Here is an 18114-nt window from a genome sequence, read left to right as displayed (position 1 = left end):
GATCTATGCTTGATGAACAAACGGATGGCACTCGCGCGAACCGTGGCGGACTAAGCATCAGGACGGCTCTTCAGTACAAGAGCATGCGCGCACTGACATGGATCGGACATGAACGAACAGACACTGCAAAACAAATCACTGGTGATTTTGCTGGGCCTGGTGACCGCCGCCTTCATCTGGATTCTGCTGCCGTTCTATGGCGCGGTGTTCTGGGCGGTGATCCTCGGCATCCTCTTTGCGCCGCTGCAGCGCAAGATACAGTTGAAACTTGGCTGGGAGCGCAACCTGATATCGCTGCTTACCTTGGGCATCTGCCTGGTGATCGCGATCCTGCCGGTCATCATCCTGAGCATCTTGCTGGTTCAAGAAGGGGCTGCGGTTTACAAGAACATCGAAAGCGGTGAACTGGACATTGCCGGGTATGTGACGCATTTCAAACACAGCCTGCCGCTGTACCTCCAGCAGTTGCTTGATCGGTTCGGGGTAGGCGAGTTAGACGGGCTGCGAGAGAAAATCATCAAGAGTGCGGTGACGGGCAACGAGTTTATCGCCACGCAGGTCTTCAGTTTCGGTCAGGGCACTTTTCAATTTCTGGTGAGTTTTTTCATCATGCTCTACCTGCTGTTCTTCTTTCTGCGGGACGGCGCCGAGCTGGCGCGCAAAGTTCGCGCGGCCGTGCCGCTGCAGGAGCACCAGAAACGCCGTTTGCAGCTCAAGTTCAATCGCGTTGTGCGGGCGACGGTGAAAGGCAACCTGCTGGTGGCGATCACGCAGGGCGCATTGGGCGGTATGATTTTCTGGTTCCTGGACATCCCGAGCGCGTTGCTCTGGGCGGTGCTGATGGCCTTTCTGTCGCTGTTGCCAGCGGTGGGGGCGGGTATCGTCTGGGCGCCGGTGGCGGCGTTTTTCTTTTTCTCCGGGGCGATCTGGCAGGGCGTGGTGCTGGCGCTGTTCGGGGTGTTCGTGATCGGCCTGGTGGACAACGTGCTGCGCCCGATTCTGGTGGGCAAGGACACGAAGATGCCGGACTACCTGATCCTCATCTCCACCCTCGGCGGCCTGGCGATCTTCGGCCTCAATGGCTTTGTGATCGGGCCATTGATCGCTGCGCTGTTCATTTCGAGTTGGGCTATCTTCATCGAAACCAAGCCGCGGGTTCAGCTGCCTTAGGCGCTGAGCTGGCCCTGGCCGATTCGTTGCGACAGGGCTTGGGCGGCCGGCAACGAGGTGAGCGGACCGCTGATCGCTTCGCCGTCCTGCACCAGATACCAACAGGCGAGCAATCCTAGCTCTCTAAGCGGTGCGGGAACGGCGCTGCCGATAACGGACATGATCTGAACCTGGGACATAAGTACCTCCATCAATCTATGGAGCTACCTTACGGACCTGCCGGTTCAAGCGACAATCAACGCTTTCGATAGTGGTCATTGATGCCAATGAGTCTTGGGTCTAGTCGACCACCAGATCAAGCATATGAACCACTTCCTGCTCATTGAGCAGGCCTTTGCGCACCAGGTTTTCTGCCAGCAGCGAAAGAAACTTGGCGCTGCGATGGCCTTCCAGGTGCTTGAGTTCGGTCAGTGCGTTGTACACCTTGCTGGAAGTGCACAAGCCGACAATGCGATGCGGGTTTTGCGTGGGCATGAGGTCGTCCTTGTTGTTATCAACCTGTTGTTTTCGGACAGATCCAAGCTTGCGGACCTGATATGGCATAAATATGACCGTTTTCACCAAAGCGGGGGAAGGGCGGCGAGTCAATCTTGCCAACTTGAACCGTTAATACTGTCCCGACAGCGACCTTGACGAGATTTATTCAGACCTGCGCCGACAAACGGTCATAAAAAAGCCCCGCTGACGAGGCGGGGCCTGATGAGCCGTTACCAACGACCATAACCATGGGGCGGGCCGTAGTAACCGCGCGGTGGACCGTAGTAACCACGGGGCGGACCGTAATAAACCGGTGGCGGGCCGTAGTAGACCGGTTGTTGCACGTAGACCGGTGCCGGCTGGTAATAAACCGGTGGGGGTTGCACGTACACCGGTTGAGGCTGAGCGTAAACCGGTTGCTGCACATAGACGGGCCGGTTGCTGTTGATAATTGCCGAGCCGACGATGGCCGAGCCGACGATCGCACCAAACACCGCCGGCCCTTGCCAACCGTGACCGCCGCCAGCTTCTGCCTGCCCTGCGATAGCAAAGGCACCGATCAGCAAGGCCACTGTGGGGATTTTACGGATCATGATAATTCCTCGGTTCTTCGACCCGGCGCTTGCGTCTGCAATAGACCCAAGGATTGTCGCGGGGATACTTCTAAGACAGCGTTTTTTTGAAATTCAGCACAGCCGTTGGGTAAATTTTGTGTAAGGTCTGTACCGGCTTCCTTACGGTCGTGCGAGGCCCCGCCAAGGCACGTCAATATGATCGATCAGAACACGATGGCCGGCTAATCCCGTCCATCTGAAAGTGCTATTGAAGGAGATTCACATGCAGATGAACCCCAACAAAGACACCCAGCTGTGCATGTCCCTCTCGGGGCGCCCCGGGAACTTTGGCCTGCGATTTCACAATCATCTGTACGAACAACTCGGCCTGAATTTCTACTACAAGGCCTTCAGCAGTCAGGACCTGCCAGGCGCCGTCGGCGGCATCCGGGCCCTGGGCATTCGTGGCTGTGGCGTATCGATGCCGTTCAAGGAAGCGTGCATTGCGCTGGTCGACGAGCTGGATGCGTCTGCGGCGGCCATTCAATCGATCAACACCATCGTCAACACCAACGGCCACCTCAAGGCTTACAACACCGACTACATCGCCATTGCGCAGCTTCTGGAAACCCACCAGGTGCCCAAGGAGTCGACCTTTGCCCTGCGCGGCAGCGGCGGCATGGCCAAGGCGGTGGCCAGCGCGTTGCGCGATGGGGGCTACCAAAACGGCCTGATCGTCGCCCGTAACGAACGCGCCGGACGCGCGCTGGCCGAATCCCTGGGCTATCAATGGCAAGCGGAGCTGGGCTCGCAGCGGCCACAGATGCTGATCAACGTCACACCGATCGGCATGACTGGCGGGCCGGAGGCCGATCAATTGGCGTTCGATGCGCAAGTGATTGCATCCGCCGAGACTGTCTTCGATGTGGTGGCGATCCCCTCGGAAACACCGCTGATCGTGCGCGGTCGGGCTGAAGGCAAGCGGGTGATTACCGGGCTGGAAGTGATTGCGATCCAGGCGCTGGAGCAGTTCGTGTTGTACACCGGGGTACGACCGAGCGATGAGCAGTTTCAGAAAGCGGTGGCGTTTGCCCGGAGCTGATCCCACCACTTGTTTGTTGGTTGTACCGGCCCCTTCGCGAGCAAGCCCGCTCCCACATTGACTCTGTGAACACTGGAGATTCAGTGTGGGAGCGGGCTCGCTTGCGAAAGTGGCGACCCAGTCCCAAGCCAAGCCAAGCCAAGCCAGGACAACTGCCCCACAGGGATCTTGCCCGCGATATCCCCGCCTATACTGGTCGCCTGCAAGCAAAGACTTGCCCCCCATACAAACCGTGACCGAGGTTTTTCATGCATCCCGCCATTCTCAACGTGGACCAGGCCGAACTCCTGCCGCTGCCCGAAGAATTTGCGCCCACCGGTGAAACGGCTGGCCGTTATCAACAACGCATGGCGCGCATCGGCCAGCAACTGGGGGCGCAAAAGCTCGGTTATCGCTTGTACGCGCTGGAGCCAGGCATGCGTGGCAGCCCGTTTCATAGCCATCGGGTCAACGAGGAGATGTTCTACATCGTGGCCGGGGAAGGGGAAGTTCGCCTGGGTGCCGAACGTTTTCCGATTCGTGCGGGGGATGTGGTGGCTTGTCCGGCGGGCGGTCCTGAAATGGCGCATCAGATCATCAACACCAGCAGCGGTGAGCTGCGCTATCTGGCGATCAGCACCCAGCAATCGCCCGATATTTGCGAGTACCCGGATTCCGGCAAATATGTGGTGATGGATGACTTCAAGGTCGACGCCGAGGGCAATGCGTCGGGCTTCGTCGCCGTTGCCCGGCAGGCTGATGGTGTGGATTACTGGGACGGCGAATAGCAACAGACACCATCAATCCAATGTGGGAGCGGGCTTGCTCGCGAAGGCGTGTGTCAGTCAACGATGATGTCAATTGACACACCGCTTTCGCGAGCAAGCCCGCTCCCACATTTAGATTGTGGTAACCGTTTATTCGAGCCGTGCCAGCCGCTCTTCCAGCGCTGCAATTCGCGCCTCTAGCTCTTCGATCCGCTCGACCGACACGCCGCTACCCGCGCCACGTTCTGCCGGATTCTGGCGTGCCGCGAGGATCACTTCGATATCCGCCGGATCGCCCAGGGCGTGCATGTAGCGGTCTTCGCGCTGGCCGGCCTGGCGCGGTATCAGCAGCGCCAGACCGCGAGCGATCAAGCGTTCCAGTTGATGCACGACCTGTTCGGCATCTTCGAAATCATGCATGCGGCCACTGCGGGTCAGCAGTTCATTGACCGTTTGCGGACCACGCAGGAACAGCAACCCGGCGAGAATGACCTGCGCTGGCACCAGTTCCAATGCCTTGTCGACCTTATGCTCCCAGCGATCCGCGCGGCTGCCCATCACCAGTTTGGTGAAGCCGCGGCCTTCGAGGGCGCGCAAGCTCTGGCCGACCTGGCCCTGGGTGAGGTTCATCACCGGCTCGCGACTGGTTTTCTGGTTGCAGGCAATCACCAGGGCGTTGAGGGTCAGTGGATAGGTTTCCGGGCTGGTGGCCTGTTTTTCGATCAACGACCCCAGGATGCGGATTTCCGTGCTGTTGAGTCGCGGCTCGTCAAAGGTCGTCTCTTGCTCGGTGCTCATAGGTTCTGGACCCTTACAAACAGTTAGGTTCATGGGCGATGACTGGTTGGCCTGTACTTTAGCTGAAGAGCAGCGATACCTGGTCAGACTTCTCGCGTATCCAGTTGTAATAGCGAGAACCTACGGATATTCAAACATTGCTTCAAATCGCTTGTTTCGATTCAGTGATGGGTATTGTCGAACATCGTGCCCGCCTGGTGTGAGGGGCTGTTAGTTCGGAACAATAAATATCAGTTCTAGGGATTGAATAGCTGCTGGGCTTCAGCAAAACACTTCTCGGCGATTGCCGAGCGCGGTTCTGTCTTGCGCATGACAAGGAACTTGAGTTGTTTAATGTCCATGACGGCACCGGATGGCGGAGGAATGAGAAGGTAAGTATTGACGCAGGTGCCGAAGACACATACCGAGCTCAACAAACATCCCATGTGGGAGCGGGCTTGCCCGCGAAGGGGCCGGCCCATTCAGCATCGATGTCGACTGTCAGTCCGCTTTCGCGAGCAAGCCCGCTCCCACAGGTGGTCGGTGTCCGTCAGCTCAACACATAGTCCACCGGTTCCAGTTTTGGCGGCAGTTGCGTCACACCCAACGCGGCCAGAACGTCCCGCTCGATGGTGCGCACGATGGCATCGGTGGGCAGGTCGTTTTCATCGCGACCAAACGGGTCCTCCAATTCATCGCCAATCGCATCCAGACCGAAAAACGTGTAGCTGACAATGGCCGTGAAAATCGGGGTCAGCCAGCCCAGGGGTTCGGCCATCGCGAAGGGCAGCAAAATGCAAAAGAGATAGATCGTTCGGTGCAGCAACAAGGTGTACGGAAACGGCAACGGCGTGTGTTTGATGCGCTCACAAACCGCCTGCGCCTGGGTCAGGCGCGCCAGATGATTGGCCATGATCGTATAGCGCCACTCACTGATCACCCCTGACTCACTGAGTGCCGAACACTGCTGACCGACCTGCAGCAAAATCTGTCCGCTGATGTCGACAGCGTTCGTCTCGGGTATCGGGTTGAGCCAGTCGCCACTGGCCGCCAGCTCACTCTCCCCGCGCAGTTTTGCATTGAGTGCATGGGCGAAGCCGCAGAGATTACTGAGCAGGGTGTGTCGCTCGTTCGTGTTCTGGACGATATGGGTTTCGCGAATCATCGAGCGTATCTCGACCATCACGTCGCCCCAGGCTTTGCGCGCTTCATACCAGCGGTCGTAGCAGGCGTTGTTACGAAAGCTCATGAAGATCGATAACGACAACCCTAGCAAGGTGAAGGGCGTTGCACTGACCTTCGAGAAATAACTGGGGTGCAATGTTTCGACGAGCACGATGGCCGACGCGAGCAACGTCACCATCAGGCTGCGCCAGGCAATTCGCTTGGCAATCGAGCCCTTGAGCGAAGTCAGGACGCCGATCAGATTGGGTTTGGGTCTGACGATCATGTCTTCAGCCGCCCGTCATGTTCATGAAGCGCACGACCTGAACATCGTCGTTGACTTCAAAGTTATGCCGATAGGGTTTGAGTTTCATCGCCTCGATGATGACTTTCTCCAAGCGCTCGGGGTGGCCGGGATGGCTGCGCAGGACCGCCTTGAGATCGACGGAATGCTCATTGCCCAGGCACAGCAGCAGACGACCTTCAACAGTCAGCCGAACCCGATTGCAGGTGCCGCAAAAGTTGTGGCTGTGGGGGGAGATGAAGCCCAGGCGAATCTGCGGCGCCTCGGCCAGACGCCAGTAACGCGAAGGGCCCTGGGTCGACTCGGCGGAGTCGATCAAGGTGTAGCGTTCGGCGATTCGTTCCCGCACCTGGGCGCTGGAGTAAAACGACTCTGCGCGGCTGTGTTCATGGATGGTGCCCAGCGGCATTTCTTCGATGAAAGAAATGTCGAGTTGGCGGTCGATGGCGAAGCTCACCAGATCGTTGATCTCATGATCGTTGCGGCCCTTCATCACCACGCAGTTGAGCTTGGTGTTGCGAAATCCCGCTTTGTTAGCCGCGTCGATGCCTTTGATGACTTGCGCCAAATCACCGGTGCGGGTCAGTTCGCGAAAACGTTGCGGGTCCAGGCAATCAAGGCTGATGTTGAGGCGTTTGACCCCGGCCTCGAACAGGGGATCGGCGAGCTTTGCCAACTGCGAGCCATTGGTGGTCATGCACAATTCGCGCAGGCCGGGCAGGGCGGCGATCTTCTCGCACAGTTGCACGACACCCGGCCGAATCAGCGGTTCGCCGCCGGTCAAGCGGATCTTGCGAGTACCCAGCGCCACGAAGCTTTCAGCCAGTTGATAAATCTCTTCCAGCGTCAGCACCCTTTGACGCGGCAAAAACTGCATGTCTTCGGCCATGCAATACACGCAACGGAAATCGCAGCGGTCAGTGACAGACATCCGCAGATAGTCCACGCGCCGGGAGAACCCATCGATCAAGACTCGCTCTGACATGAAATCCTCGCCTGCAACCATCAGCTGAATATTCCGTTGTTAACGGACTTGTTGAGTGCAGGCTAAAAGCAACTTGGCAGGCCGTCCAATCACTAATGATGACCAAGTGATCGACGGGCTCTATGATGGATTTTTCTTGCGAAGAAAATTGCTTTCTTATATCTGTATCTATTTGATTTGTAGATAAGAAAATCGGTGATAGATCCCTTCGATAATGTGGTCATTAATAGCGATTAGACAATATTTACACCCCGTTCATATTCTCGCTCCGTCATTTGAACAAAGACTTGGATCAGGTCGAAGCCGTCACGGAGAAGAACCATGTCTCAAGTCGACCGTTACAAACCCTACAAGGGCGCTGCCGCCGGTTGGGGAGCGCTGATCAGTGTGACCAAGAGCTGGCTGGGCAGTGAAAATGCCCTGAAAAATATCCGCGCCATGCTCAAGACCAACCAGAACGGTGGGTTCGATTGCCCGGGCTGCGCGTGGGGCGAGTCGCCGGAAAGCGGCATGGTCAAGTTCTGCGAGAACGGAGCCAAGGCGGTTAACTGGGAAGCGACCGGCCGCCTGGTGAACCCGGCGTTCTTAAACAAATACACCGTGTCAACCCTATCCGAAAGCCTGGGCGTGGGCAAAGGCACCGTGGTGTTTGATGATCTGGAGCATGCCGACGCGATTTTTGTTATCGGGCAGAACCCCGGCACTAATCACCCGCGGATGCTTGAGCCGTTGCGCGAAGCGGTCAAGCGTGGGGCGCAGGTCATCTGCATCAACCCGCTCAAGGAGCGGGGACTGGAGCGCTTTCCAGCATCCACAGCACCCGCTGGAGATGCTGACCAACGGCTCTGAACCGACCAACACCGCCTACTTCCGCCCGGCGTTGGGCGGCGACATGGCGGTCATGCGCGGCATGGTCAAATGCCTTCTGCAGTGGGAGCGCGAAGCACAGGCCAGCGGCGGCGAACCGGTGTTCGACCATGCCTTCATCGCTGAACGTGGATCAGGTCTGGATGACCGCTATCGCGGGGTCTACGGCATGCGCGATGTGATCTTCGTGAACGAGCAGGACATTCGCAAACTGGGCTTCGAGCCGGGGCAGAGAGTCGATCTGGTCGCGCTCTGGGACGATGATCGCGAGCGTCGGGTCAGCGGTTTCACCCTGATCGCCTACGACATTCCGCCAGGCCAGGCTGCCGCGTACTACCCGGAAACCAACCCGCTGGTGCCGCTGGAAAGTTTTGGCGACCGAACATTCACGCCAACCTCCAAGTTCGTGGCCATTCGGCTTGAACAGGCAGGCGCCAGTAACGTGATCCTGTCGTCCGTCGCGTAGTTCATATCGGGGCGGCAGTAACTGCCGTTCCGGTTCAACGCAAACCTTTCGACCTTTGTTGGCTGATGGCTGGATAAAAGACCGGCCGCAGGAGGGGCGCGCATGGCTATAATCGGCCGACGTTTCCCTCCTGTCACAACATGAGACTGCCATGACCATTTCCCTGTACGCCGCTTCCGTTCCGGTTTTCCAACAAATGCTCAACGCCCTGAGCGACGTCCTGAACAAGGCTGAAGCCCACGCCACCGCCAAGAACATCGACCCGAACGCTTTCCTGCAAGCCCGTCTGTACCCGGACATGTTCCCGCTGGTGCGTCAGGTGCAGATCGCCGTTGATTTCGCCAAAGGCGTTTCTTCGCGTCTAGCCGAAATCGAAGTACCGAAATACGACGACACCGAAACCACCTTCGCCGAGCTGCAAGCGTTGATCGCCAAAGTGCTGGCCTACATCGGCGAAATCAAACCGGAACAGATCGACGGCAAGGAAGGCATCGAGATCGTGACGCGTCCGGGCACGCCGAAAGAGAAGCGCTTCACCGGCCAGGCTTACCTGCTGAGCTACGGTCTGCCGCAATTCTTCTTCCACGTCACCACCACCTACGCGCTGCTGCGTCACAACGGTGTGGAAGTGGGCAAGCGCGATTACATGGGCGCGTTCTAAACCGCCCGGGTACAAAAAAGCCCCCGCAGCCTGAGTTGCGGGGGCTTTTTCATAGGTAAGCATTTGTTGTCTACACCGCTCCCCCAGGGATTTGGGTTTAGGCCAAACGCTGGGCTTTCTGATCTTCACCCAGGCACGCCGCGGCGGTGAACAGCACGTCGGTGGAGGAATTCAGCGCGGTCTCCGCCGAATCCTGCAACACACCGATGATGAAACCAACCGCCACCACCTGCATGGCGATTTCACTCGGAATGCCGAACAGGCTGCACGCCAGTGGGATCAGCAACAATGAACCGCCCGCCACACCCGAAGCGCCACAGGCGCAAATCGCCGCGACGATGCTGAGCAAGATGGCGGTCGGAATGTCCACGGCGATGCCCAGCGTATGCACGGCCGCCAGGGTCAACACGGTAATGGTGATTGCCGCGCCAGCCATGTTGATGGTGGCGCCGAGCGGGATCGAGACCGAGTAAGTGTCTTCGTGCAGGCCCAGGCGTTTGCTCAGTTCCAGATTGACCGGAATATTTGCCGCCGAGCTACGGGTAAAGAAAGCGGTGATGCCGCTTTCCCGCAGGCACATGATCACCAGCGGATACGGGTTGCGACGCAATTTCCAGAACACGATCACCGGGTTCATCACCAGCGCCACGAACAGCATGCAGCCGAGCAAAACGGCCAGCAGATGCACGTAACCGATCAAGGCACCAAAACCGGATGTGGCCAGCGTCGAAGCCACCAGGCCGAAGATCCCCAGCGGCGCGAAACGGATCACCAGCTGAACGATCAAGGTCACGCCATTGGACAGGTCGCCGAGCACCTCGCGCGTGGTGTCACCGGCATGCCGAATCGCAACGCCCATGCCGATGGCCCAGGCCAGAATGCCAATGAAGTTGGCATTCATCAGCGCACTGACCGGGTTGTCGACCACGCTGAGCAGCAGGCCTTGAAGCACTTCGCTGATGCCCCCCGGCGCGGTCACTGCAACGTCGGGGGTGGACAGCACCAGGTTCGACGGGAACATCATGCTGGCAACGACCGCGACCACCGCGGCAGCGAAAGTGCCCAGCAAATACAGAAACAAAATCGGCCGGATGTGGGTTTCCTGGCCATGCTTGTGGTTGGCGATCGAGGCCATGACCAGCACGAACACCAGAATCGGCGCGACGGCTTTCAGTGCTGCTACGAAGACTTTGCCAATGAACGCGGTGGGCTTAGCCACTTCCGGCGCGACCAGCGCCAGGGCAATCCCGGCAATCAGGCCGATGATGATTTGCGTGACCAAGCTGGTGCTTTTCAGGCGTTGCAATAGCAAAGGGGATGAAGCGGTCATAAAACGGCATCTCTGATTTTTTTAGGTGCGGGGTATCACGACATCAATGCCAATGACTGGCCGATGAGTAAGGTGTACGTATCGCGGGGCGCGGACTTTATCACAGGGTCGTCTTCATCTTTCAGACCTGTGACGATCTGCCACCCAGGTTTTCAACGCGACAGGCAGGAACGTGCAACCACGTTCGGAAACACTCTGTTAAGATTACGCATCCTCATTTTCATGTTCTGCCAGTGGGCCTTCGGGCTATCGCTGGTGTCGTCGTTTTCTGGAGTTCTGCATGCTGTTGCCCATCCTTCTGTTGTCCGCCGCCGGTTTCACGGTGCTGACCACGGAATTCGTTATCGTCGGCCTGTTGCCGGCGATTGCCCGAGACCTTGCAATCACCATCCCCCAGGCGGGTTTGCTGGTGACCTTGTTCGCGTTTACCGTCGCGGCGTTCGGGCCGTTCCTGACGGCGTACTTCGCCAGGTTTGAACGGCGCAAACTGTTCATCTCGGTGCTGATCATGTTCGGCCTGGCCAATACCCTCGCGGCGTTCGCGCCGAACATCTGGGTGATGGCCGCGGCCCGATTGATTCCGGCGTTGGGGCTGCCGGTGTTCTGGGCCCTGGCCAGTGAGACGGCGGTGGACATCGTCGGGCCGGACTACGCCGGGCGGGCCATTGCCAAGATCGGTTTCGGGATTGTCTGCGCCACGGTGTTCGGCATTCCCGTGGGCACGCTGATTTCCGATGCGTTCGGCTGGCGCAGTGCTTTCGGCATCCTGGCGGTAATCGCGTTTGCCAAGGCGCTGCTGCTGTTTATCTACCTGCCGAAAACCAATCTGCATCAGCATCAGGTGAGCTTCCGTTCGCAGTTCAAGATCCTGCGCAGCCCGCTGATGCTCGGCCATGTGCTGCTGTCGATTCTGGTCTTCAGCGGCATGTTCACCGCCTACACCTACCTGGCGGACATCCTTGAGCGCCTGGCCGGTTTCAATGGAACGGTGGTCGGTTGGTGCCTGATGGGCTTCGGCGCGGTCGGGCTGATTGGCAACTCGCTGGGCGGCCGCGCGGTGGACCGCCATCCGCTGATCGCTTCGGTGACGTTCTGCGCGTTCATGATCGCCGGGATGGTGGCCTTGGTGCCGAACATCCATTCGCCCCTCGGTCTGGCGGCGGCGATGGGCATCTGGGGCGTGACTCAGGCCGCGTTGTTCCTGGTCAGCCACGTGCGCCTGATGAAAGCCGCACCCGAAGCGCCGGCGTTCGCAGCGTCGCTGAACATCGCCGGGGCCAACCTCGGGATCGGCCTGGGCGCGATGGTCGGCGGCCGGGTCATCGACTCGGTTGGCCTGGGCGGCTTGGGTTTCGCTGCGGCCGGTTTCATCCTTGTGTCGATCCTGTTGGCCATGGCGCTGATGACCTTCAAACCCCGCGAAGTGTGCGCCTGACGGCTCACAGTTCGGTAAACAGCTCGCGTCGGGCACCTTCGGTAATGGCGACAATACCGGGGTGCTTGACCTTGCGCTCCACCGAAATGGCGTAGAACGATTCGCTCACCGCGTCGGTTTGGCCAATCAACTCCACGCCATATTGGCGTTTCACTTCGTCGGCAATCACGCTCGGGCCGATGAAAATCCCGCTGCCCGATTGGCCAAAAGCCTGCATCAACGCGCTGTCGTCGAATTCGCCGACGATGCGCGGCTGGATCTGCTGCTCGGCGAACCAGCGCTGCAAGCGACTGCGCACCACAGTTTCCGGCCCCGGAATCAGCAGCGGCGCACCGTGCAGGCTGCGGGGGAAATCCTGACCGTAGCGCGCCGCGAGTTCAGCGGTGGCGAAGAAGCTGATCCCGCATTCCCCGAGTTTCTGGCTGTAGCCCTTGATGTCCAGGTGCGACGGCATCGGGCTGTCAGAGATCACCAGGTCCAGGCGCTGGATGGCCAGGTCGGCGAGCAAGCGTTCCAGTTTGTCTTCGCGACAGGTGATGCGTAGCGGTTCACTCAATTCCATGGTCGGCGCAATCAGGCGATAGACGATGGATTTGGGCACCACGTCGGCCACGCCCACGCGAAACAGAATCTGCTGCTCATTGGGCTGCGCGCGCAGCATCAACTCCAGTTCGCCGCCTAGTTGAAACATTTGTTCGGCGTAGGGGAGGGTCTGGCGGCCGGCTTCGGTGAGTTCGAGCTGCCGACCGACCCGGCGAAACAACTCGATGCCGTAGGTTTGTTCGAGCAGGGAAATCTGCCCGCTGATGGTCTGTGGGGTCAGGTTCAACTGCTCGCACGCACGCACGATGCTGCCAGTCTTGGCCACCACCCAGAAGTAATGCAGCTGTCTATAATTGAGCATAGCTACCTACAGTTCGTAAAAATCGAAGTATAGCCGGGAAAAATACGAATTTTCCTGAAGTGTTCGCCTCCTTAGAATGCCCCGCTATCGACGGATCGCCTATTTGGTCCTGTCTGTTCTATCGAGGAAATCATCATGAAGCTCAAAACCACGGCGCTGCTGATCGCCTCTTTATTGGTACTGGCCGGCTGCGATCAAGCCGAAAAGAGCGCTCAGCAACTGATGGGCAAGGCCGCCGAAACCGCCAAACAGGCCATCGACGACACCCACAAAGCGGCGGAGCAAGCAATCAGTGACGCCACTGGCGGGTTGATCAGCAAGAAAGAACAATCGGGCAAAGAGTCGGACAAAACCGACTCTTCGTCCCAGGAAATCTAAACCGTCTTACAGCGAGCCAGGACTGACCCATGGAATACCTTTTACAACTTGCCGCCAGCCCCACCGCCTGGGTCGCCCTGGCCACCTTGATCGTCATGGAAATCGTGCTCGGCATCGATAACCTGATCTTCATCTCGATCCTGACCAACAAACTGCCGGAGCAACATCGACAGAAAGCGCGGCGCATCGGTATCGGCATGGCGTTGATCCTGCGCCTGGGGTTGCTGAGCACCATCGCGTTCATCGTCCAGTTGACCGAGCCGGTGATCGACCTCTTCGGCCATGCGTTCTCCTGGAAAGACATGATCCTGATTGCCGGCGGCCTGTTCCTGTTGTGGAAGGCGACCAGCGAAATCCACCACAGCATGGACCCTGCACCGGATGATCCGAAGTCGGCGACTTCTACCGTGACATTGGGCTTCGCCGCTGCGATCGGTCAGATCCTGATGCTGGACATGGTGTTCTCCATCGACAGCATCATTACCGCCGTCGGCATGACCGAGCATTTGCCGATCATGATCATCGCGGTAGTGGTGTCGGTACTGGTGATGTTGCTGGCCGCTGATCCTCTGGCCAAGTTCATCAATGACAACCCGACCGTGGTGATGCTGGCGCTGGGCTTCCTGATCATGATCGGCATGACGCTGATCGCCGAAGGCTTCGGCGCCCACGTACCGAAAGGCTACGTCTACGCGGCCATGGCATTCTCGGCGGCGATCGAGGGGTTGAACATGATGTCGCGCCGGGCAAGGCAGAAGAAGGTAGCGACTGAAGCGTAACCGGCGATAAACGAAACGGCCGCCTGGATTCGAAAGAGTCCAGGCGGCCGTTTTTGTTTGGGCGGCTGAAAAAAAACGCCAGTCAGTGGGCGGAAGCGTGGCGTGGAGCTGATTTATCGGTTTTAGCAACCGATGGCGGCGGGGCCGGATGGTGATGGTGCCGACGGGTAATCCGCAGCACTCCCCACAACATGGCGGCGGCCACGGCCAGCCAGCCGGAAATCAACATCACGATTGTCATTGTCAGGCTCATCGGTGCCTCCTCTTTGCCCTGCTGCGGGCACACGCACTTGCAAATGACAGTCTAGTCGCTGCCATGTTTCAGGCTATTGACCAAAGGTCGGCTGGTACCAACCAGTTCGCTCTATCGAATGCAATCAACTGCCGGTTAAGGCTATACCGCTGCCGCGTGGCGTCCTATGATCAACGGCCAAGCCGGGAGCGCGAACGCCTGGCGTCTGAATAAGAGAGTGATGATGGTGCGGGTATTGTCTCGAATTCTATCGGTGGCGCTGGTGGTCGGTTGCGTTGCCGGACTGGCTGGCTGTGCCGGCAGCGTTGCCCCTGAGATCAAGCGACTGCCGGAGCGCGTTGAACTCAGCGGCAGGTTCTACCGGGGCGTGGCCAATCAAAGCGGACCGCAAGTATTGGCCAGCATGCTGTCCCAGCAAGGCATCGTGATCACGCCGGGGCTGCTCGACAAGCCTCTGCGTTTACCGGGCGCCGAGGCCCAATTGCAGCAGAACATGCAGAACCTCGCTCGCGAGTACGGCATGGTCGTGTATCCCCTCGACGGCAACTTGCCGGCACTGTTGACCCAAGTCGCGGCCGGCTATCCGGTGATGGTGCGCTTCACTGAAGGTTCGGCGTTCTGGGCCGAACCCCGTTACGCCATTCTTGCCGGCTACAACCGTCAGAAACAGACCGTGCTGCTGCGCGCCGGGATGAATCGCCGGGCGTTGATGAGCTTCAGCTCCTTCGAATCGGCCTTCAAGGATGCCGGTGGCTGGGCGGTGTTGATCCAGCGGCCGACCCAGATTCCGGCCCAGGTCGATCAACAGCGCTGGCTCAAGGCCGCGAACGATCTTGGCCAGGCCGGTCAGGAGCAGGCCGCCGCCAGGGCGAAGAAAGCGCTGGGCGGACAGTAAGTCCGTTCGTCATCTGCCGGGCACCTCCACACGTTGCCAGCCTCTCATCTATAGCGCCCGGATTTTTCCGGGCCGATGATCAGGAGGCGCCCATGGCACATTCCAATACCCCCACCGGCCCGCACTCGTCTGAGCATTCGTCCGGTGATGACCTGGGATTCGATCCCGATTCTCCGGACCTCGCCGATCCTCAGGTCGATCCCGTCGGACCTGCCAAGGCGCCGAGGGATGTGAAGCCGGGCGACAACAGCAAGGCGCCGGCGAAGCCTTACGATCCACTTGCCGATCTGAAACCCTGAGCCTGAGTGAGGTGCGTATGTCTACCGATTCGAGTTTCAACGACAAACGTCCGGACAGCGTTCCAACCACCCCTGAAAAGGACATCGACCCCGTGATGGACCCGAACGATCCGTTAAGGGATCCGTTGGCCAGGCCGGCGGTAGTGACAACCGAGCATCCCCAGGGCCGCAAAGAACCGAGTGCTGGAGACGGCGTTCCGGATGACGATCAAATGCCACTGCCAAACGATTAGTGTTGGACGAAAAAAGCCCCGAATAATCGGGGCTTCTTTTTTTCTGCAGCTTGTTTACTTCGATGCTTCCACAACACCGGTCTGACGATGTTTGAGGTTTTTATCGGATTTGTACTGCAAGGCTACGGACGGCACATCCGCGCTCCTGCCGGTTTCCACCCAGCTGCGAATACGGCTGGCATCGGCGAAGTGGGTGTATTTGCCGAAAGCATCAAGGATCACCAGCGCAACCTGGCGATTACCCATGCTGGTCACCAGCACCAGGCAGTGACCGGCTTCGTTGGTGAAACCGGTTTTTGTCAGCTTGATGTCCCAGTTCGGTTTTCTGACCAGATGGTCGGTGTTACGAAAACCCAGGCTGTAGTTGGGTTTGCGGAACGTGACGGTTTTTTCCTTGGTCGTACTCAGTTCAGTCAGCAGCGGGTACTTGTGCGCGGCGATCAGCAGTTTGCTCAGGTCGCGAGCGGTGGACACGTTACGCGGGGAAAGGCCGGTCGGTTCGACGAAATGGGTACTGGTCATGCCCAGTGCCTTGGCCTTGGCGTTCATGGCGGCAATGAATGCGACATAGCCGCCCGGATAGTGGTGGGCCAGGCTCGCGGCGGCGCGGTTTTCCGAAGACATCAGGGCAATCAGCAGCATTTCCCGACGTGGCAATTCGCTCTTGAGCTTGACCCGGGAAAACACGCCTTTCATTTCCGGGGTGTCGCTGATGTTGATTGACAGGTATTCGTCCATGTTTTGCCTGGCTTCAACCACGATCAAGCCTGTCATGAGTTTGCTGACGGAAGCGATCGGCACAACCACGTCAGGGTTGCTGGCATAGATGACTTTGTTGGTCTGCATATCCATCAGCAATGCGCTGCCGGAAGCGATCTTCAATTGTTTTGTATCTCGCGGCGCCGAGGTGGTTTCGGCGGCGGTGACTAATGGCGTGATAACAGTCCCTGTAAGTGCAAAAAATAGGCTCAGGATGGAAAGACGGATTTTCACGCTGGCAGACTCATAAAGTGTGGATAAGCCGTTCTGTAACGGGCTGTTTCTTTGAAAACGACGCATTTTAGGAGTATGGCTGAAGAACTGTCGATGGTTGTTCCATGAACAGGTGAAAGTCCTCGAAAACCCCTACAAACAATAGGTTTCCGGCGAGTGGTCGTATTTTTTATCCGGGCAAAAAGAACCCCGCCATTGGCGGGGTTTTTTTGTTCGTCGCTGCAGTGCAAACGCGAACTCAGCTGTGCAGTGTTTCCGCTGCGTACAGCGTGTTTTCCAGCAGGCAGGCACGGGTCATCGGGCCAACGCCACCCGGGACCGGCGTGATCCAGCCGGCGCGGGGCAGGGCGGTTTCGTAGATCACGTCACCGACCAGCTTGCCGTCGTCCTGGCGGTTGATGCCGACGTCAATCACGATCGCGCCTTCCTTGATCCACTCACCCCTGACCAGACCAGGCTTGCCGGCGGCGACCACCACCAGGTCGGCACGACCGACGTGGCCTGCCAGATCCTTGGTGAAACGGTGGGTGACGGTTACGGTGCAACCGGCCAGCAGCAATTCCATCGCCATCGGGCGGCCAACGATGTTGGAAGCCCCGACAACCACGGCGTCCATCCCGTAAAGATCGGCACCGGTGCTTTCCAGCAGCGTCATGATGCCTTTAGGGGTGCATGGGCGCAGCAGCGGAATGCGTTGGGCGAGACGACCGACGTTATAAGGGTGGAAGCCGTCGACGTCTTTGTCCGGACGAATGCGCTCCAGCAATTTGGAGGCGTCCAGGTGTTCAGGTAGAGGAAGCTGAAGCAGAACGCCGTCTATAGCCGGATCGTCGTTCAGGCGATCGATCAGATCGGTCAGCGCTTCTTGAGTGGTTTCGGAAGGCAGGTCGTAGGCTTGGGAAATGAAGCCGACCTCTTCACAGTCTTTACGCTTGTGCGAGACATAAACCTGAGAGGCAGGATCGCTGCCGACCAGGATCACCGCGAGGCCGGGCGTGCGCAGGCCTTGCTGGCGACGCTCGGTGACGCGTTTGGCGATCTGCTGGCGCAGGCTGGCGGCGATCGATTTGCCGTCGATTAGTTGTGCAGTCATTGCGCGTGATTAACCATCGAGAGGGGAAAAAAAGAGAACGCATTCTCGCATGTCATGAGGTGAGGGCAAAGGCGCTTGGTCTGCAAATTCCCCTAACCCCTTTAATTAAATGAATTTTTTTTAAAAAAGAGTTGACGACCTTCAGGCTCACCTATAACATTCGTCGCACTTGTCGGGCACAGCCTAGCACTGGTTAAGAAGGTCGAGCAGAGTTGATGTTTAATTCGGTGAGACTGAAAGCACTTAGTT

At 58.4% G+C, this 18114-nt stretch carries 21 protein-coding genes and 1 pseudogene; 11 read left to right on the top strand and 11 right to left on the bottom strand.

The genetic code is table 11. The features are described 5' to 3' along the window. Positions 1–108: 108 nt before the first annotated feature. Entirely contained in the window at positions 109–1170 is a 1062-nt protein-coding gene (locus ACA055_RS20150; protein WP_497680240.1) for an AI-2E family transporter, read from the top strand. Here the strand turns inward: ACA055_RS20150 and ACA055_RS20145 are convergent. The 3 genes from ACA055_RS20145 to ACA055_RS20135 all read right to left on the bottom strand — a co-directional run bounded on the left by ACA055_RS20145 (position 1167) and on the right by ACA055_RS20135 (position 2240). Further along, positions 1167–1349, bottom strand: coding sequence for a hypothetical protein (locus tag ACA055_RS20145; RefSeq protein WP_497680239.1), 183 nt, complete (start codon positions 1347–1349; stop codon positions 1167–1169). The two genes, ACA055_RS20150 and ACA055_RS20145, sit on opposite strands and share 4 nt — an antisense overlap. Before the next feature lie 100 nt (positions 1350–1449). Continuing rightward, entirely contained in the window at positions 1450–1644 is a 195-nt protein-coding gene (locus tag ACA055_RS20140; RefSeq protein ID WP_003179723.1) for a hypothetical protein, read from the bottom strand. A 233-nt stretch (positions 1645–1877) separates the two neighbouring features. Further along, positions 1878–2240, bottom strand: coding sequence for a hypothetical protein (locus tag ACA055_RS20135; protein ID WP_497680238.1), 363 nt, complete (start codon positions 2238–2240; stop codon positions 1878–1880). A gap of 244 nt (positions 2241–2484) precedes the next feature. Between ACA055_RS20135 and ACA055_RS20130 the strand changes: the two genes are divergently transcribed. Next, a complete protein-coding gene (locus ACA055_RS20130) occupies positions 2485–3303 on the top strand; it encodes a shikimate 5-dehydrogenase (RefSeq protein ID WP_497680237.1) in 819 nt (272 codons plus the stop codon). 248 nt (positions 3304–3551) lie between these two features. Then, complete coding sequence (locus ACA055_RS20125; protein WP_497680236.1) at positions 3552–4070, top strand: cupin domain-containing protein; 519 nt, start codon at positions 3552–3554, stop codon at positions 4068–4070. A 129-nt stretch (positions 4071–4199) separates the two neighbouring features. Here ACA055_RS20125 and ACA055_RS20120 read toward each other — a convergent pair whose 3' ends face one another. The 3 genes from ACA055_RS20120 to moaA all read right to left on the bottom strand — a co-directional run bounded on the left by ACA055_RS20120 (position 4200) and on the right by moaA (position 7279). Continuing rightward, positions 4200–4847: a YceH family protein gene (locus tag ACA055_RS20120; RefSeq protein WP_438662099.1), complete on the bottom strand. Its 648-nt coding sequence runs from the start codon at positions 4845–4847 to the stop codon at positions 4200–4202. Positions 4848–5376: 529 nt separating this feature from the next. Then, entirely contained in the window at positions 5377–6276 is a 900-nt protein-coding gene (locus tag ACA055_RS20115; protein WP_497680235.1) for a bestrophin family protein, read from the bottom strand. 4 nt (positions 6277–6280) lie between these two features. Next, positions 6281–7279 (bottom strand): GTP 3',8-cyclase MoaA, encoded by a 999-nt coding sequence (gene moaA, locus ACA055_RS20110; RefSeq protein WP_497680234.1) that lies wholly within the window; start codon positions 7277–7279, stop codon positions 6281–6283. Between the two features lie 321 nt (positions 7280–7600). Here moaA and ACA055_RS20105 point away from each other — a divergent pair. Together ACA055_RS20105 and ACA055_RS20100 are read left to right on the top strand one after the other, a co-directional pair. Beyond that, positions 7601–8291, top strand: a pseudogene (locus ACA055_RS20105) (molybdopterin-dependent oxidoreductase); the annotation flags it as partial. Positions 8292–8763: 472 nt separating this feature from the next. Beyond that, the gene (locus ACA055_RS20100) at positions 8764–9273 is read left to right on the top strand and encodes a DUF1993 domain-containing protein (protein WP_497680233.1); all 510 of its coding nucleotides are present in this window, start codon (positions 8764–8766) and stop codon (positions 9271–9273) included. 97 nt (positions 9274–9370) lie between these two features. On the opposite strand, the gene sstT is transcribed toward ACA055_RS20100, so the two are convergent. Next, on the bottom strand, positions 9371–10603 hold the full coding sequence (gene sstT / locus ACA055_RS20095) for a serine/threonine transporter SstT (RefSeq protein ID WP_497680232.1): 1233 nt from the start codon (positions 10601–10603) through the stop codon (positions 9371–9373). Positions 10604–10883: 280 nt separating this feature from the next. Between sstT and ACA055_RS20090 the strand changes: the two genes are divergently transcribed. Further along, positions 10884–12038 (top strand): MFS transporter, encoded by a 1155-nt coding sequence (locus ACA055_RS20090; RefSeq protein ID WP_497680231.1) that lies wholly within the window; start codon positions 10884–10886, stop codon positions 12036–12038. Between the two features lie 4 nt (positions 12039–12042). On the opposite strand, the gene nhaR is transcribed toward ACA055_RS20090, so the two are convergent. Then, a complete protein-coding gene (gene nhaR, locus ACA055_RS20085; protein WP_497680230.1) occupies positions 12043–12942 on the bottom strand; it encodes a transcriptional activator NhaR in 900 nt (299 codons plus the stop codon). Between the two features lie 135 nt (positions 12943–13077). On the opposite strand from nhaR, the gene ACA055_RS20080 reads away from it, so the two are divergent. Then, positions 13078–13320 carry a hypothetical protein gene (locus ACA055_RS20080; RefSeq protein WP_497680229.1) on the top strand — a complete coding sequence of 81 codons (243 nt, stop codon included), beginning with the start codon at positions 13078–13080 and terminating at the stop codon, positions 13318–13320. 29 nt (positions 13321–13349) lie between these two features. Further along, positions 13350–14099: a TerC family protein gene (locus tag ACA055_RS20075; RefSeq protein WP_497680228.1), complete on the top strand. Its 750-nt coding sequence runs from the start codon at positions 13350–13352 to the stop codon at positions 14097–14099. Positions 14100–14181: 82 nt separating this feature from the next. Here the strand turns inward: ACA055_RS20075 and ACA055_RS20070 are convergent, their stop codons facing one another. Then, complete coding sequence (locus tag ACA055_RS20070) at positions 14182–14352, bottom strand: hypothetical protein (protein WP_497680227.1); 171 nt, start codon at positions 14350–14352, stop codon at positions 14182–14184. Between the two features lie 166 nt (positions 14353–14518). Between ACA055_RS20070 and ACA055_RS20065 the strand changes: the two genes are divergently transcribed. The 3 genes from ACA055_RS20065 (at position 14519) to ACA055_RS20055 (ending at position 15779) form a co-directional block, all read left to right on the top strand. Beyond that, positions 14519–15247, top strand: a complete 729-nt coding sequence (locus tag ACA055_RS20065; protein ID WP_497680226.1) for a C39 family peptidase — start codon at positions 14519–14521, stop codon at positions 15245–15247. A gap of 92 nt (positions 15248–15339) precedes the next feature. Next, positions 15340–15546 carry a DUF6021 family protein gene (locus ACA055_RS20060; RefSeq protein ID WP_497680225.1) on the top strand — a complete coding sequence of 69 codons (207 nt, stop codon included), beginning with the start codon at positions 15340–15342 and terminating at the stop codon, positions 15544–15546. A 17-nt stretch (positions 15547–15563) separates the two neighbouring features. Further along, entirely contained in the window at positions 15564–15779 is a 216-nt protein-coding gene (locus tag ACA055_RS20055) for a hypothetical protein (RefSeq protein ID WP_497680224.1), read from the top strand. A gap of 54 nt (positions 15780–15833) precedes the next feature. On the opposite strand, the gene pbpG is transcribed toward ACA055_RS20055, so the two are convergent. Further along, positions 15834–16772, bottom strand: a complete 939-nt coding sequence (gene pbpG, locus ACA055_RS20050; protein WP_497680223.1) for a D-alanyl-D-alanine endopeptidase — start codon at positions 16770–16772, stop codon at positions 15834–15836. A 238-nt stretch (positions 16773–17010) separates the two neighbouring features. Further along, positions 17011–17865: a bifunctional methylenetetrahydrofolate dehydrogenase/methenyltetrahydrofolate cyclohydrolase FolD gene (gene folD, locus ACA055_RS20045; protein WP_497680222.1), complete on the bottom strand. Its 855-nt coding sequence runs from the start codon at positions 17863–17865 to the stop codon at positions 17011–17013. Positions 17866–18114 lie beyond the last annotated feature (249 nt).

It is taken from the genome of Pseudomonas sp. LBUM1657 (genome assembly GCF_059716075.1).
Note: the sequence above shows the minus strand (reverse complement) of the source record. Positions and strands in the feature narration are given on the sequence as shown.